A 23,990-nucleotide genomic window follows, 5' to 3' on the forward strand; every position below is an offset into this window, starting at 1 on the left:
GTCTGGAGCCTGTCCATCGTGTCCGCGGCGGCCATTGCCCTTGCCGGGTTAATGGGGCTGGCAACGTTCAGGATGGCGCCAGCGCAGCCTCATCGGTTGTGGCGAACCGCGACTGGTTGCGGCCCTCGTCCTTGGCCCGGTACAAGGCCTGGTCGGCGCGCCGGAGCAGGCTTTCCGCGGTTTCCATCGGCTCGGCACAGGCGATGCCAGCGGAGCAGGTCTGCTGGTTCGGGGTGCGCTGCCGGAGGCGCTCGATGACGGTGCCCGCCTGATCCGGGCCGGTGTGGGGGAGCACCACCACAAATTCCTCGCCCCCGTAGCGCGCGACCGTGTCGCTGGGGCGCAGTTCCTGATGCCAGGCTGTGACCAGGTCGCGCAGCAGGCGATCCCCCTGCGCGTGGCCGTGGAGGTCGTTGTACTGCTTGAAGTAATCCAGATCGATAAAGGCGAGGGCGAGCGGTGTGTCGAGACGCCGGACACGCGCCAGTTCGTCCTCGAGAACGGTCTCCAGGTGCCGCCGGTTCGCCGCCCCGGTTAGCGGGTCGGTGCGGGAGAGTTGCTCCAGCGCCTGGGCCTGGCGTTGGGTCTCTCGGATCAATCCGCTCATGCGGTACAGAACCAGCAGGAAGATCAGGATGGAGGCGCCGGCGGCGACGCGCACCGTGTCCGTATCCACCCCGGCGGTGAACAGGATGATCGCCGGCACCAGTACCGCCGCGGACCCGAGGATGTAGAGCCTGCGGCGGGAGAGCTCATGGCTGCCGGTTCGGTCGTCCGGGTTGACCTGGGACGAGGGGTGCCACGCGGCCGTGGCGAACAGGGTATAGGCGATCAGCCAGCCGGCATCGGTGAGTCCGCCGGGCTGATACCAGCCGGTGGAGTTCCCGTGGGCGTAGAGGAGATCGGCCGCCAGATAGGCCAGCACGCCGAGCAGCAGGAGCAGCTGGCCATCAATTCGGGTGTTGTAGCGAAACACCAGGCGCAGCGCCAGTGGCAGCAGCATCAGGTCGAACACCGGGTAGCCGGCCGACACCAGCAGCTGCAGGTAGGTCAGCTCCGGGTCGTACAGGTAGGGCTGGATCAGCAGCGCCCAGGCGAGCACCGCCGCAGAGATGCCGACGATCAGGGCATCGCCCAGGGCACCATCGTGCCGGTCCGTGGGGCCGCCCAGTCGCCACAGGGCGACGATGAACAGCGGATAGACCGCCAGGTACAGGAAATCCGGCGCCGCCGGAAACGGCTCAAGGCCCTGCAGATCCAGGACATACCAGATCAGGTGCCCGGTACCCCCGAGGAGCAGGGCGATCGCGATCAGGACCCAGGCCGATCGACACCACGGGGAGCACCCGCGAAACAGTGCCGCGGCGACGACGGCGGCGGCGCCGAGACTCGCCACAACGTACAGGGCCGCAGTGGTGGCGCCGTAGGGCATCAGCATATAAGCGAATGTCGCTACAAGCCCGATTGCCAGCCACACCAGCCAGTAGCGCTGGCCGGACCCGGGCGTCATGGCCTGGGCGCGCGGATCGTCTGGATCGGTCATGCAAGCCCCCCTGGCCTCTCCCCCTCGGCCCCCATGTTGGCAGAAGCCGGCCTGTTTCGCCCGATGCGAGGGGGGGCAAGCGCCGTGTATCGGTCCCAATCGAGCACGAACGGTCGTGTTCGGTTGCGCGATGACCGTATCAGCACAGGAAATCGGCGAGGCGCCAGCGTGTGCTGGAGACGGTGCTGGAACTGTGCAGCACGGCTGGGTACTTCAACATCTCGATCCACGATATTCGGCGTGAGCCCGGTGTCTCGAGTGGCTCGATCTGCCACCACTTCCGTAACAATGAGTCGCTGGCCGCCCATGTGATGCCGAACGATGCGCGGGCACTGGAGGGTGTCGATCAGGGCTGAACGGAGTTCGACCACCGGGACACGATCGAGGAGCTCATCGCCGCGCTGAAGGACAAGGGCGTTCGGATGGAGTCCTGCTCTGTGGCCGCGCGCCTGTTCGGGGTCGATCACGCCGAAGTGCTGCCCGGCATCGAGCCGGTACGCAGTGCGTCCGTCGCGCTGACCGGCCATCAGGCCGAGGGCTACGCGGTGGTACCCGTTTACGGAGCACCGCCGGGATTTCCCGCACGGTCCCTTGTTGCGATCGTCACAGGGATGTGACCGCCTTTTTTGTGTGTATCTCTCGGCAGGCCTGCCTCAAGTTTTCTTGTTGAGCAGGTCGGCGAAGCCGTGGTTGACGTCGCGATGGCCGGCCTCGTCTTCGCGTACGGCGCGAATGACATCGGACAGGCGTGCGTCCTCCGGCAGGTCCCAGTACTGGATGGCGCGATCCGGTGCCGGGATGTTCTCGATCGCACCGGTCTCGACTTCCTCCAGGTAATCGGTATAGCTGATGACGGCCTCCTCCTCGAAGTAGCCGACGATCCGGTGCGCGGTGCGCGGGGAGACCACGTAGATCAGGAAATACAGCGTGTAGAAGAAGCCCTGCGCCAGGATGATCAGGAGCCGCTCCAGCCAGTTGGGCGAGGCGATCTCGATGAAGGTGAGCAGGTGCATGCGCTCGTTTTCGGCCTCGTCCATCAGCGTGCGGATCCAGCCGTGGTCGTCCTCCATCCGGCGCAGCGAGCGCAGGTGCTGCAAGGTAGCCCCGACCATGCCGGGGACCCCGGCCACCGTCTCCAGCACCACGGCGCGGTGGCCGTAGCGGCGGGCAAAGAAGGTGTCGGCGAACAGGCGCATCATGGATGTGAAGGCGCGTGCGACACGGTCGGAGAAATCGCGCGGCTCGTGATGGCGACTCAGGTCCGTTTCCTGGTTGATGCTCATACAGGCTCCCGGGCAGGGCGCAAGAACATGAATGTCTTGTCTCGAGAGTAGAGCCAGCCACCCGCACTGTCGTTCCGCCGTGTCACAAAAATGCGCGGTTTCGCGCAGCGCAGGAGTGTCTGGCGTTGAGCTTCGGGGCCGCTGCGTTCACAATACGCCCCTTTATTCTCCCGTGTGCGCGAACAAGCCGGCGGTTTTCTGGCGGCTCAAATTCGTGTGTGCGGATTCCCGCGCGGGCCCGGGCCGCGCCGCGCGGGGGCTAACGGGGTGTTGCCCCGGCCCAGAGCGAATCGATGATCAAGCTGCGCACCTACGTCTACATGGATTCCCTCCAGCCTCAGCTGGCGGAATACATGGCCACGGTCTCCCAGGGCTTTCTGCCCGTGCCGGGGGACGCGTGCCTGTGGGTGGAGGTGTCGCCGGGCATGGCCGTGCACCGGCTGACGGACGTCGCGCTGAAGGCCACCCGTGTGCACCTCGCGCAGCAGGTCGTGGAACGCGAATTCGGTTCCATGGTGATCCACCATCGCGACCAGAGCGATGTGCAGGAGGCCGGCCGTGTGCTGTTGCAGCGCCTGGGCGCGGATCAGTCCGAACGCCAGCCCTGCCGTATCCCGTGGCAGGAGACGATCCGCGGCATGACGCCGGATCACACCGTGCTGATCAACCGCCAGAACCGGCGCGGCAACATGATCCTGCCCGACCAGAGCATGTTCATCCTCGAGGCGGAGCCGGCCGGCTACATCATCTATGCGGCCAATCAGGCACTGAAGGCCTCCCATGTCTCGCTGATCGACGTGCGCGCGGTGGGTGCGTTCGGCCGCCTGACGCTGGCCGGCTCCGAGGCGGACATCGACGAGGCGGCACGGGCGGCGATTCACGCCCTGCACAACCCCGCCGGTACATAAGATGCACCGCGCGCAACTGCTCGAGCTGCTCGCCCGCCACCAGACCCCGTTCATCGAGGAAGCCGGCTTTGTGCGCCGTGCGCTGGACTTCGTGCAGGCCCATCCGGACTGCTTCCACTGCGATCTCCTGCCGGCACACGTGACTGGTTCCGCCTGGGTGGTCAGCCCGGATCGCGAACGCGCGCTGCTCCTGCTGCATGGCAAGCACCACCGTTGGTTCCAGCCGGGCGGGCATGCCGACGGCCAGTCGGACATCCTGCAGGTCGCCTTGCGCGAGATCCACGAGGAAACGGGCCTGGCACGGGAGCATATTCACCTGGTGGCCGAGGACGTCTTTGATCTCGACATCCACACCATCCCGGCGAGCCCGCACTTTCCGATGCACGAACACATCGACGTGCGCTTTCTGCTGGAGATCGACGACCGCCTGCCGGTGCCCGGCAGCCACGAGTCGCACGACATCCTGTGGGTCCCGCTGCAGCACGTCTCGCGCTACAACAACAGCCGTTCCCTCTGGCGCATGGTCGAGAAGACCCGCCGCATGCGCACCTGGCTGCACACGCATCCACGCTGATCACGCGGCAGCGAGCCCGCTCAGTGTTTCCCTCAGCGGGGCTTGACCGGCGCGTAGTCCTCGAATCCGCAGCTCATGCAGTGAAAGCGTGCCTCGTAGCCCGCCCCGTCATCGCGTGCGCGCATCGAGCCGGACTGAAAGTTGAACGAATGCAGCGTGCAGCGCGGGCATCTCAGATTCGTCTCCCGGGGTACCCGCAACTCGCCTGAATGGTCCGCCTGGCTGGTACCCGGGGCGGGCTTTCCGCCATCGGACAGTACCGCCAGTTCCCCCTTCAGCTCGTCGGCGAGCGTGCGCGCTGCCGCGGCATGTTCATCGGCGGCCATCCCGGCCAGTTGATCGATCCGTTCCTTGAGTCGCGCCAGCTCGGCGGCGTCTGTCATGGTGGTTTCTCCTGTACCCCTTGGGCTGGGCGTTCCGTTGCCGGGCGCTTTATGGACGCTCGCGCCGTGGCTGTCTATGTTCAGGGAATCACATCCGGCAACAACAGGACACCCCGATGCGTACATCATGGCTGGCTTTGGCCCTGTTCGCGGCGGCAACCGTCGCGCAGGGGGACGAGATCACCGCGGATTCCCTGGTCGAGGATGCTCGGGCCGAGGTTACCGATATCGACCAGGAGGCCCTGCGCGAGCTGATCGCGAACGAGCCGGACCATGTCCTGATCGACGTACGCTCGCACCAGGAGATCGAGCTGGGCGGCGGGCAGATCCGTTCGCACCTGACACTCAATATCCCGCGGGGCGAGCTGGAGTTTCGCATCCCGGGTGACGTATCGGACAAGGACGCGCCGATCGTCGTCTACAGCGACGAGAACCGCCGCTCCGCACTCGCAGCGCAGACGCTCCAGCGCATGGGCTATACCAACGTGCACAATTACGCTGGCGGCTTCCCCGAGTGGAAGGAGGCCGAATTGCCGCTGTACGTGCTCGACAAGGCGCTGGATTCCTTCCTCTACGACATGCCGCAGGAGGTGACCGATGGCGTCTGGTCCGCGATCGGTGCGACCCAGCCGTCGACCTACGAGAATTCCGGCCACAACAACAACCTGTCGTTCATCATCACCGACGATGGCGTGGTCGTGATGAACGCGGGTGACAACTACCTGCTGGCGCAGTCCCTGCACCAGGAGATCAAGAAGCGCACCGATCAGCCGGTGAAGTATGTGGTGCTGGAGAACGCCCAGGGGCATGCGATGCTCGGCATGACCTACTGGCAGGAGCAGGGCGCCACCGTGATCGCGCACGAGGATGCCGCGCGCGAGATCGAGCAGAACGGCCAGCGCAGCCTGGAGGGCGCACCGAACCGCACGCGCGACAAGGCGTTTCTCACCGAACTGGGCACGCCGGACAAGATTTTCGAGGATCGGGTCGAGCTGGACATGGGCAGTGAGATCATCGAGGTGCTCTACCTCGGCCCCGCACATGCCCCGGGGGATATCGCCCTGTGGGCCCCGGATCGCCAGACGCTAATCACCGGCGATCTCGCCTTCCACGAGCGCATGCTGCCGATCTTCGAGTACACCGACACCGCCGGCTGGATCGAGACCTGGGACAAGCTGGAGGCGATCGAGGCCGATTACATCATCCCCGGCCACGGTGGTCCGGTGACCGACTTCGAGCAGCTGCGCAAGTACACCCGGGACTACCTCGTCTTCCTGCGCGAGGAGGTGCAGGAGATCATCGATACCGGCGGCACGCTGAACGACGCCTACAACATCGACCAGTCGGCCTACCGCCACCTCGACACCTACGACGAGCTGCACCGGCAAAATGCCGGCCGCGTCTTCCGCACTATGGAGTTCGAGGACTTTTGACGCCAAGTGGCGGCGGGGGCTTCCCTCGCCGCTACTTCGACTTCAGCAGATCGCGGATCTCGGCGAGCAGCTTTTCCTCGTTGCTGGGGGCGGGCGGTTCCGCGGGCGGGGTTTCCTTCGTCCGCTGCAGCCGGCTGATCGTCTTGATCGCGGCAAACACCACCACCGCGATGATCAGGAAGTCCACTACGCGCTTGATGAAGGTGCCGTAGTTGATCGTCACCGCGGCCACGCCGTTCTCCGCTTCACGCAGCACGATCATCAGCTCCGAGAAGTCCACCCCGCCGATCAGCAGACCGATGGGTGGCATCAGCACGTCCGACACCAGGGACGACACGATCTGCCCGAACGCCAACCCCACGATGACGCCGACCGCCATGTCGATGACGTTACCGCGCGCCACAAACTGCTTGAACTCCTCAATGATGCCCATGCCCGCTCTCCTTTCCGGCTGCCAAAGAAGTTCCTATAGGCCACTGCCGACGCCGTTTCCATTGGTGGCGATGGGGAGTTCAAGGCATTTTCAGGCAGCCCCATGAGCGCGTGACTTGCACAACTTCGATCCGTGCGTCTAGAAATTAGGTATATGGGGTATACAGATTTGGCCGGGTGCCGTGTACCCGGTCCGGGGGAGAACGCAATGAAGCACACAAAACCAGCAGCATCTTCGGCCATGGGTCGCCACGATCGGGGTATGCACCTCGTGGCCTGGTGCGTGATCGGACTGTTCTGGTGGGTGGCCTCTGCGGCGCAGGCTTCACCGGGGCCGGATTTCAGCGAGCGGTTCGGTGACAGCGACTTCATCGAGATCATCGAACGCGACGAGGGGCTGGAGACGCGGCCGACCGGGTACGTCTCGCAGGATATCGAGCCGGATCATGTGTTCAGGATCGACCTCAACGAGGGTCAGGTGCCGATCGGGCAGGGCGTCGTCTACGACGGCTTCCTGATCGACGGCAAGCTGCCGGGGCCCACCCTGCGTGTCACCGAGGGCGACATCGTGCGCATGGAGATCACCAATAGCGGGGCGGTGATGCACGGGGCGTCCTTCCATGCCGGCTATACCCAGACCTCCAAGCACGTCGGTTCCATCATGCCGGGGCAGACCAAGTCGATCACCTTCCGCGCGACGCCGCCGGGGGTCTTCATGTATCACTGCGCTCCGGGTGGCCATGCCATCCCCATGCACGTGATGTTCGGCCAGTACGGGATGATGGTGGTCGAGCCGCGCGAGGAGCCCTACCAACTGGAAGCGGACCTGGGGCAGGAGCCGGATCTGAAGCTCTACATGCTGCAGCACGAGCTGTACGCCAGCGGCAAGGAAGCGGTGGAAGGTGATCCCAGCTACACCGCCTTCAATGGCGAGCTGTTTCGCTACGTGGAAAACCCGATCCCGGTGCGCCCGGGCGACTACGTGCGCATGTATTTCCTGAACGTGGGGCCCAACCTGCTCTCGACCTTCCATATCGTCGGCATCGTCTGGGACTACGTGTACTGGCAGGGGCATCCCGCGGCCATGTGGCCCGGCGGGCAGACGGTCACCGCGGGCCCCTCGGACTCCTGGGTGATCGAATTCCGGATACCCCCGGAGGAGGGCGTCTACACCATGCTGGATCATGGCGTGGGGGGTACCAGTCGCGGTGCCATCGGGCTGCTGGATGCCCGTGCGGACGCCGATACGCCTTCCGAGATCCTGGCCGAGGGCCCGTCCTACGAGCCGGCGGAGCGGGAAGAGCGGATGGGTGAAGCGCGGCGGATCCTTTCACCATTCGGCATCCCCGACGCCGATGCCAACCCGGTTCCCGCGCGGGCGGATCGGCCGGTTCGGTTCGGGTCCGACGTCGAGGAAGTCGTGATCGAGATGAAGGGCAATGCCTTCTACCCGAAGATCGTCGAGGTGGCGCCGGGCACGAAGATCACCTGGGTCAACGAGGACGTCTTCACCTACGGGCACGGCGAGACATCCGGTGCCCACAACGCGGTGGCCCTGAGCGGTCCGCAGTCGTTCGCCACTGCGTTGCTGGCACACGCCGAGAGCGACAGCGTGACCCTGACCGAGCCGGGAACCTACGACTACATCTGCGCCCCGCACCCCTACATGCAGGGCCGCATCATCGTGCGCGACACGGACTGATACGCGCCGGGGCGGTTGGTGGATTCAGGCCCCGTGGGCCGTGCGCGAGTCGGGCGGGGCCTGGTCGCGGTCATGCATACCGTAATCGCGCACGACCTCGGCCACGCGCAGGCGGTAGTCGACAAAGATGCCCCCGCGCCCGGCCGCCTGCACCTGCCGGTGCGCCTCCAGATTGCGCCATTCCTGCACGGCGGTCTCGTCCCGCCAGAAGGACAGTGACAAGACCTTGCCCGGCTGGCTGAGACTCTCGAAACGTTCAATGGAGATGAACCCGTCGACGTCCTTCAGGTGTTCGCGCAGGCTCGCGGCCGCATCCAGGTAGTCCTGCCTGCGTTCGGCATGCGGTTCCACTTCAAAGATCACGGCAATCATGGCGGCTTCGCTATCGGCGGGGTGGAGCGCCGATTAAACCACGCCAAAGCCCATTGTGCGGAAGTGCGACGCTCCGTGATTCCAGGCTCACCCGGCATCGCGCACCCGACTGTGTCATCCCGGAAGCCGCGAGCGGTTATCCGGGATCTCCGCGCGCGGGTTGGGCTCGGTCGACGGGGACTGCCGGCGCGGGAGATCCCGGCTCGACGCTTCGCCTGGGCCGGGATGACAAGGCTTGGCGCCCGCCGTGCCCGTTGTCGGGCCCCGGCTGACGATGGGTGGGGTCAGGCCGTCTCGGCCTCGCCGGCGGGGGTGGTCTCGCGGCGGATCATGCGGTCCACGTAGAGGAAGCCGAACGGGACCACGCCGAGGAACAGAACCAGCAGCCATTTCCACACCGACCAGCCGTTCAGGTGGCTGGCGACCAGCGAAGTCGCACCGTAGAGGATGAACAGGATGCCGTGCACCCAGCCGGCATAGGTGACGGCCAGCGGCATATCCGCATACGTGCGCAGCGGCATTGCGATAAACAGCAGGGTGACGAGCGACAAACCCTCGAGAACGCTGATCAGGCGGAAAAATTTCATGGACGGGACCGGTGGAACGGGAAACGCGGCGGAGGGTAGCACGAAGTGCGACGGGGGCCACGAAATGGCCGGGCTTAATCCTTGCGCTGGTTGCGCGCAGATTGGGCGTAGTCCTTGGCCCGGGCGCGAATCTCTTCGAAGAACAGCGCCTCCCAGCGCGTGTTGCGCTCGTCGGGCGAGAGGTTCCCGTCGGCCTGCTCATCCTTCAGGCGTGTATCGGCCGCCGCCTCCGCCTCGTTCAGGATCTGGCTGAACACCTCCTGGGCCGCGGCCGCCGTAGGGTCGATCCCGTTGCGCTTGAGCACGTCGGCCAGCAACGCACCGCCTTTTTTCCACTTCGACCAGAGCCTCATGCATTCTCCTGGAGTTGGGTGCGAGAAATGGTGGCGGCACCGCAACAGAATGATTGTGCCCATAGCCTCTGACGAAGATGAAGAGGCAGCACACGGATACGGTATTCCGGCCGGATGATGTGCCTGCCGGGGCGTGAACCTCCGGCAGGCCTGTGTGGATCATTGGTCTGGATCGTGCCCCGGTGCCAGTATTTCGATTACCAGGAATCGCAGTCGGCTACGGAGCAGCGTGATCTCGGCCAGCGAGTTCTTGCGCAGCCCCAGCAGACGCGAGCCCAGAGGGGACAAGATCGATATCTTCCCGCGCTCGGGCTGGGCGTGCTCCGGCTCGCAAAGCTCGACCAGATAGGTCTCCTCGGTTTGCAAGTCCAGCAGGCGGACGCAGCAGCCTGTCTGGATAACTTGTCCGCATCGGGGAGTAGTGTCCGAATGGGGGGGCTCGCTCTCGATCTTCTCGAGTAGCGAGGCAAGGTCGACTGGTGTACCAATCGCGCCCCAGTAGTCCTGGCGGACCCAGCGGTTGACTTGGGAATCGTAGGCTTGACGTAGGTAAGACGAGCTCTTGCGCGCCACGGTCGCATCTCCTGTTGAGGTGTTAGAAGAAGGCATGGGCCGGGCGCGGAATTCGGCGCCCGGCCTAGGTGAGGGTTCCCATCGTCGTATGCTCCATCGATTGATAACTGTCTGTTAGAATTAAAGAAATTAGGATGCTACCCAGGCACCCAAAAAAAGGCAAATCCGTGTGAATCGTGGCATTTCTAGTGTGCCTAATCCCGATCTTTCCGATCCCGCAATTGCAAAGGAGCCTTCATGGCGAACGAGACGAACGACCCGCAGCTGGAAATCAGCGTCAACGCCGCGCGCGAACTGGTGGATATCGGCCTGGCCGTGCTGCTGGATATCCGCCAGCCCTTCGAGCTGGAGCTGGAGGGGGAGGTGGAAGGCGCGGTGTCGGTGCCGCTGTTCCGGCTGAAGCAGCTGCTGGGACGGGCGATCTCGGAGGAGGAGCAGGAGCTGCTGGACGCGGACGAGCCGGATGATCGCGACTTTCAGCACTTCCTCTCGCTGATCAATCGCTACCACGTGACGCAGGACCAGATCCTGCTGTGCCTGTGCAACAGCGGTCGTCGCAGCCTGCGCGCCGCCGAGCTGTTGCGGGAGCTGGGCTACGCCCGTTGCCTGTCGGTACGCGAGGGCTTCCGCGGCTGGAAGGACTAGCCATTTGCTGGCTGGTATTCCCGGCCTTGTCGGGAACCCGCGGGGAGGCGTGGCTGTCGCTGGTGCAGCACGTAACGGGAGACAAGGTATGCAGTCCACGGGTGAGCGTTTGGCGAATCACGGGATCACGAAGCGGCGCAGGTCGCCCGCGGCCATCGCGCTGAGCGTGTCGTTGGCGTTGTTCGCCGTGCCGACCATCGGCGCTGCCGAGACCGAGGTCGAGGCCGAATTCGTGGACGGTAGCGAAGGCCCCTGGGCACAGGGCGAAGCGCCGCCGCTGCTTGAGCTGGAGCAGTTCTTCCGCGATCCGCAGCATGCCGCCGGGCGTATCTCGCCGGATGGCGACTACGTGGCACTGGTGAGCGCCCACGAGGGCGCCATGAACCTGCATCTGATGAAGCGGGGCGATCCCCTGGAGTCGGCCCGTCCGCTGACCGAGGAGCCGCGTTCGATCATGGGCTTTTTCTGGTCCCGCGACGGACGGCACCTGATCTTCGTGCGCGATCGCGATGGCGACGAGAATCTTGAGCTGCGCGTGATCGCGCTGGAGGACGCCGTCGGGCAGGACGGGATTCCCGAGTCGCGCCACCTCGCCGGGGGTGATGGCGTGCAGGCGCGGGTGCAGCATGTCCCGCGCTCGACCCCGGAGTACATCTTCGTCGGGCTGAACGAACGCGACCCGCGCCTGCACGATGTCTATCGCGTAGCGCTGGAGACCGGCGAGAAGACCCGCGTGGCGAAGAACACTGCCGAGATCGAGGGCTGGGGCTTCCACGAAGGCGAGCTGCGCAAGGCCGTGCGCACGACGGACGACGCGGGCACCGAGATCCTGCGCGTGCAGTCGCAGGACGAATTCGAGTCGATCTATACCTGCGCGTTCGGCGAGACCTGCTCCATCGCGAATTTCCATCCCGACGGCGAGCGGCTCTATATGCGCACCAACGCGGGGGACGAGCGTGACCTGATCGAATTGGTCCTGTTCGACCCGGCCACTGGCGAGGAAGAGCGGGTGCATCGCGATCCGGAAGGCGAAGTCGACCTTGGCGGCGCGAAGTTCTCGGATCAGGACCATCGCCTGCTGGCCACGGTGTACACCGGGGATCGCCAGCGCATCTACGCGCATGACGAGGACTTCGAGTCGCACCTGGACTGGCTGCGCGACGAGCTGGGCGAGGGTGAGCTGGAGATCACCTCGCGCACCCGCGACGAGTCCCTGTGGACGGTCGGGGTCATCCGGGACACCGACCCGGGCAGCGTGTATCTCGCGAACGTCGAGACGCGCGAGATCGAACGACTGTACGAGGGGCGCCCGGACTTGCCGCGCGAGCACCTCGCGCCGATGGAGCCGATCCGCTACACCGCGCGCGACGGCCAGGAGATTCCCGGCTACCTCACGCTCCCGCACGGCGCGGAGCCGGAAGGCCTGCCGCTGGTGGTGATGCCGCACGGCGGCCCGTGGATTCGCGATACCTGGGGCTACAGCGGCACGGTGCAGTTCCTCGCCAACCGTGGCTATGCGGTATTTCAGCCCAACTTCCGTGGTTCTTCCGGTTTCGGCAAGGGATTCCTCAACGCCGGCAACCAGGAGTGGGGCACGGGTGTCATGCAGCACGACGTCACCGACGGCGTGAAATACCTGATCGACCAGGGCATCGCCGATCCCGAGCGGGTCGCGATCTTCGGGGCCTCCTACGGGGGGTACTCGGCCCTGGCCGGGCTCACCTGGACACCCGAGCTGTACACCGCCGGCGTCTCCATGGTGGGACCGTCCAACCTGATCACGCTGATGGAATCCATCCCGCCGTACTGGGAGGCCGGCATCCGCCGCATGCACGGCCGCGTCGGCGATCCGGAGGACCCGGACGACCGCGAGCGCCTCAAGGCGCAGTCGCCGCTGTTCCACGTGGAGAACATCCAGGCACCGCTGATGGTCGCGCAGGGTGCCAACGACCCGCGCGTGAAGCAGCAGGAGTCCGACCAGATCGTTGCAGCCCTGCGCGAGGCCGGACACCCGGTCGAGTACCTGCTGGCCCCGGACGAAGGCCACGGTCTGGTCGACCAGACCAATCGCCTAGCCTTCTTCGCCGGGCTGGAGACCTTCCTGGCCGAACACCTGGGCGGCCGCCACCAGGCCGACTACCCCGAGGCCGTGCAGGAGCGACTGAATTCCCTGCGCCAGGACGTTGAGGCAGTCGACAGCCCATCGGTATCAGCGAACTAATCGGCTGGATAAGGCGGCTCTCGTTACTGCGATCGGCCACTCATTTTCGCCGTGGTAATGGCCGATCCAGGGGGTCTAGTCTCGTAAGCGATGTAAGCAAATCGAGACCCCTTGGGGATCCCCGCGACGCCGGTCCGTCCCGCCGGGAGGGCACGCTTTCTCGTGCCTCCTGCGGAGCACTCCGGGCATCGCGCCCGCCAAGGGGCTTCCCCAATACGGCCACGCGGCACGCCGCGAGCCAGTAATCAGCGAGGCACCCCATGGCAACTAACAAACCGACCACCACCGATGCAGGGATTCCCGTCGCGAGTGACGAGCATTCGCTCACCATCGGACCCGATGGGCCCATCGCGCTCCATGACCATTACCTCATTGAGCAGATGGCGAACTTCAATCGTGAGCGGATCACGGAGCGCCAGCCACATGCGAAGGGGGCTGGGGCATTCGGGCACTTCGAGGTGACCAACGACGTCAGCCGCTACACCAAGGCCGCCGTGTTTCAGCCTGGCACCAAGACCGACGTGCTGCTGCGTTTTTCCACGGTGGCCGGCGAGCGTGGCAGCCCCGACACCTGGCGGGATCCGCGCGGTTTCGCGGTGAAGTTCTACACCAGCGAAGGCAACTTCGACCTGGTGGGCAACAACACGCCGGTGTTCTTCGTTCGCGACCCGATGAAGTTCCAGCATTTCATCCGTTCCCAGAAGCGCCGTGCCGACAGCAACCTGCGCGATCACGACATGCAATGGGACTTCTGGACCCTGTCGCCGGAATCCGCGCACCAGGTCACCTGGCTGATGGGCGATCGCGGCATTCCGAAAACCTGGCGCCATATGAATGGCTACTCCAGCCACACCTACATGTGGGTGAACGCCGAGGGCGAAAAATTCTGGGTGAAGTACCACTTCAAGACCGACCAGGGCATCGAGTTTCTGACCCAGGAAGAGGCCGACCGGCTCGCTGGCGAAGACGCTGACTACCACACTCGGGACCTCTACCAGGCCATTGATCGGGGGGATCACCCGAGCTGGACGCTGTACATGCAGATCATGCCGTTCAAGGAGGCCGAGACCTACCGCTTCAACCCCTTCGACCTGACCAAGGTCTGGCCGCATGGCGACTACCCACTGATCGAAGTGGGCAGGCTGACCCTGGACCGCAACCCCACGGATTTCCACACCGAGATCGAACAGGCTGCGTTCGAGCCGAACAACCAGGTCCCCGGCACGGGGTTCAGCCCGGACAAGATGCTGCTGGCGCGGGTCTTCTCCTATGCCGATGCCCACCGGGCGCGCCTGGGGGTCAACTACAAACAGATCCCGGTCAATGCGCCCCAGGTACCGGTTCACAGCTACAGCAAGGATGGCGCGATGCGGGTCCAGAACGTGTCAGATCCCGTGTATGCACCCAACTCCAAGGGTGGCCCCGCGGCGGACAGCGAGCGTTACCCGGAAATGGCGACATGGGCGGCGGATGGCGAACTCGTCCGCGCCCCGTACACCAAGCGCCGGGACGATGACGATTTCGGGCAACCCGGGACGCTCGTGCGCAAGGTTATGGATGACGACGCCCGGGAACGACTGGTTTCCAACGTGGTGGGGCACCTGAAGGATGGGGTCTCGGAACCCGTGCTCGAGCGTGCCTTCGCGTACTGGAAAAATATCGATCCGGACGTCGGCGAGCGGATCGAACAGGGCGTGCGCGGCGGCTAGACGCGCGACCAGGAAGCGTTCCGGGCAAAAACCCCAGCGCATTGGGGCCGGTGTCTGCCGGCCCCATGTTGCAGGCCAGACGCGAGTGACCCTACGGTGGCCAGATCCACAGGATCAGCGGCACGGCGGTCACGATGACCAGCAGCGACAGCGGCAGCCCCATGCGCCAGTAGTCGCGGAACTCGTAGCCACCCGGCGCCATCACCAGCGTGTTCGACTGGTGCCCGATGGGCGTGAGGAAGGCGCAGGAGGCGCCGATGGCCACGGCCATCAGGAACGGGTCCGGTGCGGCCTCCATCGACCGCGCCAGTGCGATCCCCACCGGTGCGGCCAGTACCGCCGCCGCGGCGTTGTTGATCACGTTCGACAGCAGCATGACCACGGCCATCAACAGCGCCAGCATCATGGCAGGGGAGGCGGCCTCGCCCAGCGTGAACAGGCCATCGGCGATCAGCTGCGAGCCGCCGGTCGTCTCCAGCGCCTGGCCCACCGGCAGCAGCGCGGCCAGCAGCACGATCACCGGCCACTCGATCCCGCGATACACCTCGCTTGGCCCGATCAGCCCGACCAGTACCATCGCCACTGCGGCCCCGACCAGCGCTGGTGCCGCCGGTACCCAGCCCAGCGCCACCGCGCCCAGCGCGAGCGCAAACAGGCTGCTGGCCAGGATCACCTTGCGCGGCCGGGTGATGCGCAACCCGCGCGAGGCCAGGGGCAGGCAGCCAAGCTCGCTCAGCGCACCGGGCAGTTCCTCCTCGCCTCCCTGTACCAGCAGAATGTCCCCGGCCCGAAACCGCACCTGGTCCAGGCGCTCGCGCAGGCGCACACCCTGGCGCGCCACCGCCAGCACATTCACCGCGTAGCGCTGGCGCAGTTCCAGGGCACTGGCCGTGGCGCCGACCAGGCGCGAGCCGGGCGTCACGATCGCCTCCTCCAGCGCCAGTTCGCCCAGGGCGCTGTCGCGCTTCTCGCCGTTGCCTTCCTGTTCGGCCTGCTCCTGCTCTTCCTCCTCCTCGACCCGCGCCTGCAGCTCCATTTCGGTCACGTCCAGCAGCGTCTTCAGGCTGTCGGAGTCCGCCTCCACCAGCAGGATGTCATCCGCGCGCAGCACCTCGTAGATGGCAGGCATCGGCTCCCGGCGTTCCCCGCGTACCAGTCCGACCACGACCACCTCGGCCTCGCCGCGCAGCTCGCGCATCAACTCGTAGACGGTGCGCCCGACATAGCGGTTGCCCTCCGGCACGCGTATCTCGGTCAGGTAGGCGCTGATCTCGAACAGCTCGCCGCTGGCGGCCGGGCGTTCGCGTTGCGGCGTCAGCCGCCAGCCGATCAGCGCAATGAAGATCACGCCGACCAGCGCGACCCCCAGCCCCACCGGCAGGAAGTCGAACATTGCAAACGCGGTGCCTGTCGCCTCCGCGCGGTACTCGGCAATGATGATGTTCGGCGGCGTGCCGATCATGGTCAGCATCCCGCCCAGAAGCGACCCGAACGCCAGCGGCATCAGCAGGAACGAGGGCGAACGCCCGCTCTGGCGCGCCATCCAGATGGCCACGGGCATCAGCAGGGCCAGCGCGCCGACGTTGTTCATGAACCCCGAGGCCAGCGCCACGATCCCCGTCAGTGCGGCCACCTGAACCCAGGGCTGGTCGCCCACACGGGTGAGCTGCCGCGCGACCGTGTCCACCACCCCGGCGTTCAGCAACCCCCGGCTCAGCACCAGCACGGCGGCGACCGTGATCACCGCCGGGTGGCCGAAGCCGGAGAACATCTCGCGAAACGGGACCAGCCCGAGAAAGGCCGCCGCCAGCAGCGCCCCGATCGCCACGATGTCGTAGCGCCAGCGGTTCCATACAAACAACACGAGGGTGACCGCCAGCACCCCGAAGATCATCCACTGCTCGGCTGTCACTCACCGCTCCCTGGGTCATTCCTTTCGTCCAATGTAGGGCCTTCGCGGGTCATGTGCACCGTTTGTGGCGGCAGGCGCTGAACGAGGGAACCCCCTTGCCTGCCATTCAGCGTCGAGCGGACGACGGCGCGTACTGCGTGCGCCGCCGTCGCACTGGAACCGCGGAAGCTGGCAAGGGACAGGTGGTTCCAGTCGTCCGCATTACGCCGCCGACCGGCCGGCATGGGCCACGCGCTCGATCCTGACCGGTACCGGTCGGCAGACCGTGTTGCACACCGGCGAATGTTCCTGCGCAAACCCGAGCAGGTCGTCCAGCTCTTGCTGGCTGCAGTCCGCGTCGACCTGCATCTGGATGGTGATGTCCTGGTAGCCGGCCGGGACCTCGTCATTGAGCGCCAGGAGACCTTCCAGATTGATCGTTCCTTTCAGCTCGGTCGAAAGCGAACGGATGTGAATACCCCGGGCGGTGGCGTGCAGCACGGTCGTCGTGGTGACGCATCCCGCCAGCGCGTGGAGCAGGTATTCAACCGGGTTGGCACCCTCGTTGTTGCCGAGTAGCACCGGCGGTTCGCCGTTGGTGAATTCCCACCCGGTATCCCGCGAGGTGTCTTCGGCACCCGCGCCATAGAAGTCCTTGATGGTCGATCGATTCTCGCCTCCGCTGATCCAGGTGTTGCGGGCGCGGAACTCGAACTGCGCGAGTTCGCGGTTGTCCTGCAGGGCCTGCACGGTCGTGGTCATCTGATCCACGTTCAGGCCGTTGATGGTGTCTTGCGTGTTCATGGCTGTTCTCCGCTTCAGAAGGGACCATTTCGCGCCATCGGATGGTGGCGCAGTTATAGGCTATAACCGGGTAATCGACTGCATAAGCGGCAGACGAGCCAGAAGCGTGGCGTTCGTGCCACCGGAGGACGCAGATGAGCCGCTCGGACATGCCTGTCGAGGTGCTGATCGTTGCCGTCCCCGAAACGGCTGGTTCCGCGCTGTACGGCATGGTGGACGTGCTTTCGGCCGCCGGGAATCTCTGGCAACGCCTTCGCCATGAGCCCGTCATCCAGGCCGGGTTTCGGGTGCGCATCGTCGCGTGCGAACGCAAGCCTTTTCTTTGCGGCAACGACATTCCGGTGCAGCCGCATTGCGCGATTCGCGACCAGCCGGAGGCGTCCATCGTGATCCTGCCCGAGCTATGGCTGGGCCCGGACGAATCCTTCCATGGCCGGTACCCGGAACTGATGCGCTGGGTTCGCGACTGCTATGAGGGCGGAAAATCCATCTACTCCGCCTGCTCCGGAACCATCATGCTGGCCGAAACGGGGCTTTTGGCCGGGTGTGCCGCCACATCGCACTGGGGGTATCAGGACTTGTTCCGGCGCGACTATCCGGAAGTCCGATTCCGGCCCGAGCCTAATCTGGTCCTGGCGGAGCCGTCAGGGCGGATCGTCAGCGCGGGGGGTACCACGTCCTGGCACGATCTGGCCCTGCATATCATCGCGCGCCATCTGGGCCCGGTGGAGGCCATCCGCATCGCCAAGGTGTATCTGCTCAAGTGGCACGATGAAGGCCAGGGGCCTTATACCCCGCTGGTGCTGCAATCCGACCATGCCGACGCCCGAATCCGGCAGTGCGAGGACTGGCTGGGCCGGCATTTTGCCGAGCACTCCGCGATCCGCTTGCTGATCGAGGAATCCGGCCTGGCAGAGCGCACCCTGAAGCGTCGATTCAAAAAGGCTACCGGCGTATCCCTTGTGCATTACCTGCAGAACGTGCGCATCGAAAGGGCCAAGCACCTGCTCGAAACCACCACGATGTCCATCGAGGAGATCAGCTTCGCCGTCGGGTACGAGGACGTATCTTTTTGTCGCGAGCTGTTCCGGCGGCTGACGGGTACCACCCCGGGGCGGTATCGCAGGCTCTTCTTCGCAGGCGCGGACTTGAGTACCGGGCAGGCCCGTCCGGACAAGGCCGCGAGCTGAAGGTTGGGTAGGGCAAAGATGGGTGTCCCCTTCACGGGCCGGCACCGTCATCGCGAGGCGCGCAGCGCCGTGGCGATCTCTGTGGATCTCCCCGGCGCTGACAGAGGCGGACGTCTGGGGTCGCGTTCGGAGATGGCCACGGCCCCGGCGGGGCCTCGCCATGACGGGGCAGGGAAGAAGGGTGTGTTCTCGTTGACCTTTTCTCAGGTATGCCCTGGTGCGTCTCCCTGGCTGGGGCTGTCGAGTTCGAGCAGTTCCAGGCGGTGGTTGCCGGTCGGGTTCGGGCCCGAGGGGCCCTGGATGAGGAGGGCGAGGCCGTCATTGATGTCGTTCTCGGCGAGCCACGTCCGGGCGAAGTCGTTCCAGTCGCTGCGGTCCTCGGTGACTTCCACCGGCTCGACGCCGTAGGAGAACTGCAGGCTCTGGGCGGTTGCGGGGGTCGGGGTGAAAGCGACCGTCCAGCAGGGCAGGCGCAGGCAGGCAATGCGTCGGGCGGTGGTGCCGCTGAGCGTGGGCGCCAGGGTCACCTGGGGCAGACGCCGCTGCGCGGTGTGGAATACGCTGCGCACGATCAGGTCGACGGCGCGGTCGTGCCCGGCCTCGCCATGGTCGTTCGGGCCATCCGGGATCACGCCCCGGTCGCGTTCCGGTTCGATCGAGCGGGCAATGGCCGCGAGCATGGCCACCGACTCCACCGGATACCGCCCCATGGCCGATTCGCCGGAGAGCATCACGCAGTCGCTGCCGCCCAGGATGGCATTGGCCACGTCGGTCGCCTCGGCACGGGTCGGGCGGCGCGAGGTGACCATGGACTCCAGCATCTGGGTGGCGGTGATCACTGGGCGGTGGTACTGGTTGGCGCGCCGGGTGATGCGGCGCTGGGCGAGGGCGATGCTCGCGATCGGGATCTCCACCCCCAGATCCCCGCGCGCCACCATGATGCCGTCCGCCGCCTCCAGGATGCTGTCGAGCTGCTCCAGCGCCGCCGCCCGTTCGATCTTGGCGACGATGAACGGGCTGTAGCCCAGCGCCTCCGCGGCCTTGCGCACGGCCAGGATGTCGTCGCCGTCGACCACGAAGCTCTGGCTGACGGCATCCACGCCGTGTTCCACCGCAAACCGCAGCCAGTCGTGATCGTCCAGCGTAAAGGCGCGGATGCCGAGATCGATGCCCGGCAGGTTCAGACCCTTGCGCGAGCGCAGTTCCCCGCCCGTCTGCACGCGGCAGGTGACGTCGTGGCCCTCGACCGACAACGCCTCCAGCTCGATGTAGCCATCGTTGAGAAACAGCGCATCACCGGGCTGTACCGCCTCCGGCAGCCCGGCGAACGAAACGCTCACGCGCGAGGCATCCCCGGTGCAGTCCTCGGTGGTCAGTGTGATGGTCTGGCCGGGCTCCAGCTCGATCGGCTCCTCGGCCAGTTCGCCGATACGCATCTTCGGCCCCGGCAGGTCGCCCAGGATCGCAACGCGTGCGCCGGCATCCCGTGCCGCCTCTCGGATACGTCCGATCACCTCGGCGTGGTAGGCCGGGTCACCATGCGAGAAATTCAGCCGCACCACGTTGAGCCCGGCCTGCATCATTCGGCGTAGCGTGTCCGGGGAGTCGGACGCCGGCCCGATGGTGGCCACGATCTTCGTCTTCTGCGCAGGAAACGGCATGGGCAGACCCTTACTCGATCAATGCCTCCGAGGGTAAACCGTCCGCGTCAGCCTGTCGCCGCCGACCCGGTGGCCTGCTATCGAGATGCATGCCCGCATCCGGAAGACGGGTGTCCTCTTCCTCCGCTCCTGCCCCGCCCGTTGGGTCGCGGTGCTCAGGGGCGCTGCCAGTCCAGGGTGGCCCGCACCTCGCGATCGTCGTCCGGCAGCCGGATCTTGAGGTCAATGTCGTATGGGGCGCTGCCGGTCAGGTCGAAGTAATTGCCGTATGTCTCGGCATCGGCAATCACCATACGTTCGAGATCCTTGCGAACCTCGGCCATCTCATCGCTGCTGATCGTGGCTTCCACGTCCGCGCCGGTGATGCGGTCCCCCATCTTATCGTCGAACAGGGCGATCATTACGTGATAGCCGTCGTCCGGAGTGCCGCCGTGCATCTCGGCCTCCGGATGATCGGGCGGATGATGGCCACGTACGACCGCGGCCGGCACTACACCCAGGTAGATCGTCACCCCGTCGACGGTTTCTGCGGCGCGCGCGTCGCTGGACAGCACTCCCATGGCGAGCACCATGAGACCAGCCACCACGCTGACCATCCAGGCAGAAAGGGAAGAAGTCATGCGCATCGCTTGCTCTCCTGTAGCCGAAAAGGTTCGCTTATCTGGAGTCTAGATCAGATTGAGCGATGAACCAGCCCCGGTTGCCGCGCCGCCTGGCCGATCGGCCCTCGACTTCAGGCAAGGCAGTATCATCGTGTACCGTCTCGGTGTCCGAACAGCCCGAGCCAAGACCGACAGGAGGCTCCCATGTCACGACAGCGCATCCTGGCCCTACCCGAGTTCAACGTGGCCGTGTTTGCGTTCCTGCTGAACTACCCATGGGAGTTCCTGCAGGTGCCCTTCTTCGACGACATGCCCACCATGCCGCACTGGGAGGCCGTGGTGTTCTGCACCCGGGCAACGCTTGGCGATGTATTGATCGCCCTCGTGGCCTTCTGGGGCGTAGCGGCGCTCACCCGCAACCGAGGCTGGATTCTTCACCCCACCCTGCGCACCGTGCTGCTGTTCGTGGCGATCGGAGTCGTGATCACCATCGGCCTGGAGTGGCACGCAACCGAAATCGACGACCGCTGGCAGTACGCCGACACCATGCCCACCCTGCCGCTCCTGGGCACGGGCCTGCTGCCGCTCATTCAGTGGCTGATCCTGCCGCTCCTGCTGATCTGGCTCGTCCGCCGTCAGGTGAGGGGACAACGGGCACTGAACAACGAATAGCTCCCGCATCAAGAAGGTGGCTGCCCGCTACCCACCAACCGCGTTGCAGTGACCCTGTAGGAGCCTGCTCGCAGGCGAAGCTCCTGCCTGTGGCGGATGCGAGCAGGAGCTCTCGGGAATCAGTTGATTGGCATCAGGCAAAAGGCAAGGTCTGATCCCGTGTTTCCGCAGGCCCGGGAGATCGGGCGATGCTCGTCATCGGTTGGCCGATGTCAGCTTGGGGATCCGTTGCGGGAGCGCACAATTTGCGCCTCCATCAATTCCGCTGGGTACCCGTTTCGGATCAGCGTGTCGCGGATGTCGCGATAGTAACGATCGTAGCCGTGGCAGTAGATCGAGGGGTTGTCGAAGCCATTTTCCGCAGAGTAGCGGTTCTCGATGTCGCCACCCCGGCAGATGCCGCGCCACTCGCAGGACCGACATACGGTCGCCGGACTGGCCTGGATGCGCTCGACATCCTCGAAAATGGGGTCGTCGAGAAACTCCCCCAGGGTGTGCTGGTAGATGGAGTAGCGGGGCGTGCGGGAATACCAGTCCAGCGCCGGGAGGAAAGAGTCGTTCACCGAGACACTGCCATCGCTGTGCATGACTACGATCTGGAAGCCTTCGCGGCGGCCGCCCGCGCTGGGGTCTCCTTCCACATCGCTGTCTTCGCGTACCTGCAGGTGCTGAAGCACTTCGCTTATCTGGCGGACGAAGATGTCATTGTCGTCCTCGGCCAGCCAAGCCTGGAAAAGATCCGCCAGGCACTCACCGTAGCGTTCGCCGGTTTCGCCCGGTTCGCTGAAGCCATCATCCCGGTTACGGTCCGGCAGAAGAAAGCTCATCTGCCGCACGCCCAGGGAGCGCAGGTAACGGTAGACCTCGGCGTAGTCATTGCGGTGATCCATCACCGAAATGGTCGATACCCCGCGCCCGTTGCCCGCATCGGCCCAGGCCAGGAATCGCTGGAGATTGCCCTCTACCTGTTGGAAGGTGGACCGGCCCTGATGATCGAGCCGGAAGCGGTCATTGGCGGCGCGGTCGCCGTCGATGCTCACTCCGACGTGAACGCCGTATTCGTGGAACAGTGCCAGCCATTCTTCCGAGAGTACAGTCCCATTGGTCTGGATCGTGAGCCCCATCGGCACGTGCGGTTCAATCCGCTGGCGGAAGATTTCGCAGATCTTCTCGAATTCTCTGGGTTTGACCAGCATCGGTTCGCCACCGTGGAAGGCGATCAGCACGCGGCGGAAGCCAAGTTCCTCGCAACCCTGGGTAATCCAGTCCGCCATGGCTTCCACGGTCTCGGGGGTGGCCTTGACCGGTCGGTCGAAGGGGGTCTTGTCCCCCATGTTGAAGTAGTAACAGTAGGAGCAGTTGATGTTGCAGCGCTCCACCAGTTTGAAAACCACCTGGAGAGTGGTTCCTGCGAAGCGTTTTTCCGCAGTCTCGGATTGTGCCCAAGCGTCCTGCATGTGGGTCTCCCTGTAGCGGATGTCATACGCGCAGCCACGGACGATCAACCGCGGTGCCCACGCGTGCTAATCCGTGGGTACGGCGGTTCCCGTACGTGAAGGCTGGGGATGTGAACAGCCCCGCCAGCGAAAACCGGCGGGGCTGAACGGTTAGCGGGGCAGTTCCGACGACTGGGTGTAGTCCCCACCGCCGGACTGCGAGTAATCGCCACCGCCGGTCTGCGTATAGCTGCCACCGCCGCTCTGACGGTAGTTGCCACCCTGGCCATGGTTCTGCAGGAGGTCACCAATCCCGGGGAGGATCTCGGGACGCAGAAGTCCGTCGATAATGGATTGGCCTATAAAGTCTTGGTAACGCTTCTGGAATGCTTCCTGCTCGCGCGGATCAAAGCTGTCGTCCATGCCTGTCTCCTTCCTTGGATTAAGCGGTCGAAATGAAGATGCCCGCACGAGAACTTCCGAATCGCGTGCGGGCCCGCAAAGCTGAGCGTAGACGTTGGACGGCGAGGATTCAATCGGGCATCTGCACCAACACGGCGTGTCGGGGGCAGACCAAGGCCTTTGCACCGAAGGTTGCCGGGGTCGGACCTGAGGACCTGAGAAAGAGACTGGTAATCATAGAGACATGCCAAATTGGCGCCCGTTAAGGAAACGCTGATCAATGGGCCTGCATCCGGCTCCGTGCCCCGCCGAAGCGTTTTTGGAAGGGCACTGGGGCCATTACGGCCGGCCTGGGCCCCTGTAACCGCCGTTTTTGGCGGTTACAGGGGCGATTTCCGGTCCTGCGGACACACTACCCCTGCGGCAGCAGCCCCCATTGTCGCGCACGGTACAGGTTCGCCAGGGCGAACAGGCTGTGCAGCTGCGCGGTGTTCTTCTTGAGGCCGCGGTAGCGCACCTTGCGATATCCGAACAGGTTCTTCACCACATGGAACGGATGCTCCACGATCGAACGCAACTGAGCCTTGTGCCGTTCAGCGGCGCGCACCTGATCG

At 65.1% G+C, this 23,990-nt stretch carries 24 protein-coding genes and 2 pseudogenes; 11 read left to right on the forward strand and 15 right to left on the reverse strand.

The annotated features are described in order from the left end of the window. Window positions 1-67: 67 nt before the first annotated feature. Window positions 68-1,477, reverse strand: coding sequence for a GGDEF domain-containing protein (locus tag F813_RS0111880; RefSeq protein WP_026148274.1), 1,410 nt, complete (start codon window positions 1,475-1,477; stop codon window positions 68-70). A 236-nt stretch (window positions 1,478-1,713) separates the two neighbouring features. Here F813_RS0111880 and F813_RS0111885 point away from each other — a divergent pair. Next, window positions 1,714-1,896, forward strand: a pseudogene (locus F813_RS0111885) (TetR/AcrR family transcriptional regulator); the annotation flags it as partial. Window positions 1,897-1,899: 3 nt separating this feature from the next. Continuing rightward, a pseudogene (locus F813_RS0111890) lies at window positions 1,900-2,160 on the forward strand (DsrE family protein); the annotation flags it as partial. A gap of 36 nt (window positions 2,161-2,196) precedes the next feature. On the opposite strand, the gene F813_RS0111895 reads toward F813_RS0111890, so the two are convergent. After that, entirely contained in the window at window positions 2,197-2,826 is a 630-nt protein-coding gene (locus F813_RS0111895) for an alternative oxidase (RefSeq protein WP_017926745.1), read from the reverse strand. 293 nt (window positions 2,827-3,119) lie between these two features. Between F813_RS0111895 and F813_RS0111900 the strand changes: the two genes are divergently transcribed. After that, complete coding sequence (locus F813_RS0111900) at window positions 3,120-3,734, forward strand: microcompartments protein (RefSeq protein ID WP_012983033.1); 615 nt, start codon at window positions 3,120-3,122, stop codon at window positions 3,732-3,734. Between the two features lies 1 nt (window position 3,735). Next, on the forward strand, window positions 3,736-4,308 hold the full coding sequence (locus tag F813_RS0111905) for an NUDIX hydrolase (protein ID WP_012983032.1): 573 nt from the start codon (window positions 3,736-3,738) through the stop codon (window positions 4,306-4,308). Between the two features lie 32 nt (window positions 4,309-4,340). Here F813_RS0111905 and F813_RS0111910 read toward each other — a convergent pair whose 3' ends face one another. After that, the gene (locus F813_RS0111910; RefSeq protein WP_017926746.1) at window positions 4,341-4,691 is read right to left on the reverse strand and encodes a hypothetical protein; all 351 of its coding nucleotides are present in this window, start codon (window positions 4,689-4,691) and stop codon (window positions 4,341-4,343) included. Between the two features lie 116 nt (window positions 4,692-4,807). Between F813_RS0111910 and F813_RS0111915 the strand changes: the two genes are divergently transcribed. Next, window positions 4,808-6,124 (forward strand): rhodanese-like domain-containing protein, encoded by a 1,317-nt coding sequence (locus F813_RS0111915; protein ID WP_017926747.1) that lies wholly within the window; start codon window positions 4,808-4,810, stop codon window positions 6,122-6,124. A 31-nt stretch (window positions 6,125-6,155) separates the two neighbouring features. Here the strand turns inward: F813_RS0111915 and mscL are convergent, their stop codons facing one another. Further along, entirely contained in the window at window positions 6,156-6,557 is a 402-nt protein-coding gene (gene mscL / locus F813_RS0111920; protein ID WP_017926748.1) for a large-conductance mechanosensitive channel protein MscL, read from the reverse strand. Between the two features lie 240 nt (window positions 6,558-6,797). Between mscL and F813_RS0111925 the strand changes: the two genes are divergently transcribed. Further along, the gene (locus F813_RS0111925) at window positions 6,798-8,258 is read left to right on the forward strand and encodes a plastocyanin/azurin family copper-binding protein (RefSeq protein ID WP_026148275.1); all 1,461 of its coding nucleotides are present in this window, start codon (window positions 6,798-6,800) and stop codon (window positions 8,256-8,258) included. 24 nt (window positions 8,259-8,282) lie between these two features. On the opposite strand, the gene F813_RS0111930 is transcribed toward F813_RS0111925, so the two are convergent. The 4 genes from F813_RS0111930 to F813_RS0111945 all read right to left on the reverse strand — a co-directional run bounded on the left by F813_RS0111930 (window position 8,283) and on the right by F813_RS0111945 (window position 10,143). After that, window positions 8,283-8,630: an antibiotic biosynthesis monooxygenase gene (locus F813_RS0111930; RefSeq protein ID WP_012983027.1), complete on the reverse strand. Its 348-nt coding sequence runs from the start codon at window positions 8,628-8,630 to the stop codon at window positions 8,283-8,285. A gap of 284 nt (window positions 8,631-8,914) precedes the next feature. After that, the gene (locus tag F813_RS0111935) at window positions 8,915-9,217 is read right to left on the reverse strand and encodes a DUF3817 domain-containing protein (protein ID WP_012983026.1); all 303 of its coding nucleotides are present in this window, start codon (window positions 9,215-9,217) and stop codon (window positions 8,915-8,917) included. A 74-nt stretch (window positions 9,218-9,291) separates the two neighbouring features. Next, the gene (locus F813_RS0111940) at window positions 9,292-9,570 is read right to left on the reverse strand and encodes a hypothetical protein (RefSeq protein ID WP_017926750.1); all 279 of its coding nucleotides are present in this window, start codon (window positions 9,568-9,570) and stop codon (window positions 9,292-9,294) included. Between the two features lie 159 nt (window positions 9,571-9,729). Then, window positions 9,730-10,143 carry a GreA/GreB family elongation factor gene (locus F813_RS0111945; protein WP_017926751.1) on the reverse strand — a complete coding sequence of 138 codons (414 nt, stop codon included), beginning with the start codon at window positions 10,141-10,143 and terminating at the stop codon, window positions 9,730-9,732. A 237-nt stretch (window positions 10,144-10,380) separates the two neighbouring features. Between F813_RS0111945 and F813_RS0111950 the strand changes: the two genes are divergently transcribed. From F813_RS0111950 to F813_RS0111960, 3 genes are all read left to right on the forward strand, one after another. Beyond that, window positions 10,381-10,788, forward strand: coding sequence for a rhodanese-like domain-containing protein (locus tag F813_RS0111950; protein ID WP_012983023.1), 408 nt, complete (start codon window positions 10,381-10,383; stop codon window positions 10,786-10,788). A gap of 88 nt (window positions 10,789-10,876) precedes the next feature. Next, the gene (locus tag F813_RS0111955) at window positions 10,877-13,009 is read left to right on the forward strand and encodes a S9 family peptidase (RefSeq protein ID WP_017926752.1); all 2,133 of its coding nucleotides are present in this window, start codon (window positions 10,877-10,879) and stop codon (window positions 13,007-13,009) included. A 260-nt stretch (window positions 13,010-13,269) separates the two neighbouring features. Next, window positions 13,270-14,718 (forward strand): catalase, encoded by a 1,449-nt coding sequence (locus tag F813_RS0111960; RefSeq protein ID WP_017926753.1) that lies wholly within the window; start codon window positions 13,270-13,272, stop codon window positions 14,716-14,718. A gap of 91 nt (window positions 14,719-14,809) precedes the next feature. On the opposite strand, the gene F813_RS0111965 is transcribed toward F813_RS0111960, so the two are convergent. Together F813_RS0111965 and F813_RS0111970 are read right to left on the reverse strand one after the other, a co-directional pair. Then, a complete protein-coding gene (locus F813_RS0111965; RefSeq protein ID WP_017926754.1) occupies window positions 14,810-16,612 on the reverse strand; it encodes an SLC13 family permease in 1,803 nt (600 codons plus the stop codon). Window positions 16,613-16,831: 219 nt separating this feature from the next. Then, complete coding sequence (locus tag F813_RS0111970; protein ID WP_017926755.1) at window positions 16,832-17,413, reverse strand: OsmC family protein; 582 nt, start codon at window positions 17,411-17,413, stop codon at window positions 16,832-16,834. A 134-nt stretch (window positions 17,414-17,547) separates the two neighbouring features. Here F813_RS0111970 and F813_RS0111975 point away from each other — a divergent pair, with 134 nt between their 5' ends. Continuing rightward, entirely contained in the window at window positions 17,548-18,603 is a 1,056-nt protein-coding gene (locus F813_RS0111975) for a GlxA family transcriptional regulator (RefSeq protein WP_017926756.1), read from the forward strand. 203 nt (window positions 18,604-18,806) lie between these two features. Here the strand turns inward: F813_RS0111975 and pyk are convergent, their stop codons facing one another. Both pyk and F813_RS0111985 read right to left on the reverse strand, forming a co-directional pair. Next, window positions 18,807-20,264, reverse strand: a complete 1,458-nt coding sequence (gene pyk, locus F813_RS0111980) for a pyruvate kinase (RefSeq protein ID WP_017926757.1) — start codon at window positions 20,262-20,264, stop codon at window positions 18,807-18,809. Between the two features lie 155 nt (window positions 20,265-20,419). Next, window positions 20,420-20,884 (reverse strand): hypothetical protein, encoded by a 465-nt coding sequence (locus tag F813_RS0111985; RefSeq protein ID WP_231289558.1) that lies wholly within the window; start codon window positions 20,882-20,884, stop codon window positions 20,420-20,422. Window positions 20,885-21,070: 186 nt separating this feature from the next. Here F813_RS0111985 and F813_RS0111990 point away from each other — a divergent pair, with 186 nt between their 5' ends. Further along, window positions 21,071-21,538 carry a hypothetical protein gene (locus F813_RS0111990; RefSeq protein ID WP_017926759.1) on the forward strand — a complete coding sequence of 156 codons (468 nt, stop codon included), beginning with the start codon at window positions 21,071-21,073 and terminating at the stop codon, window positions 21,536-21,538. A gap of 212 nt (window positions 21,539-21,750) precedes the next feature. Here the strand turns inward: F813_RS0111990 and F813_RS0111995 are convergent, their stop codons facing one another. The 3 genes from F813_RS0111995 to F813_RS0112005 all read right to left on the reverse strand — a co-directional run. Continuing rightward, window positions 21,751-23,043 carry a radical SAM protein gene (locus tag F813_RS0111995; protein WP_231289559.1) on the reverse strand — a complete coding sequence of 431 codons (1,293 nt, stop codon included), beginning with the start codon at window positions 23,041-23,043 and terminating at the stop codon, window positions 21,751-21,753. Window positions 23,044-23,145: 102 nt separating this feature from the next. After that, a complete protein-coding gene (locus tag F813_RS0112000; protein ID WP_017926761.1) occupies window positions 23,146-23,397 on the reverse strand; it encodes a hypothetical protein in 252 nt (83 codons plus the stop codon). 391 nt (window positions 23,398-23,788) lie between these two features. Further along, window positions 23,789-23,990 (reverse strand): transposase (locus F813_RS0112005; protein ID WP_017926237.1); only part of this gene is annotated, 202 nt, incomplete at its 5' end.

Origin of the sequence: Thioalkalivibrio sp. HL-Eb18, from assembly GCF_000364985.1 — a bacterium.
Classification (GTDB): Bacteria; Pseudomonadota; Gammaproteobacteria; order Ectothiorhodospirales; family Ectothiorhodospiraceae; genus Thioalkalivibrio.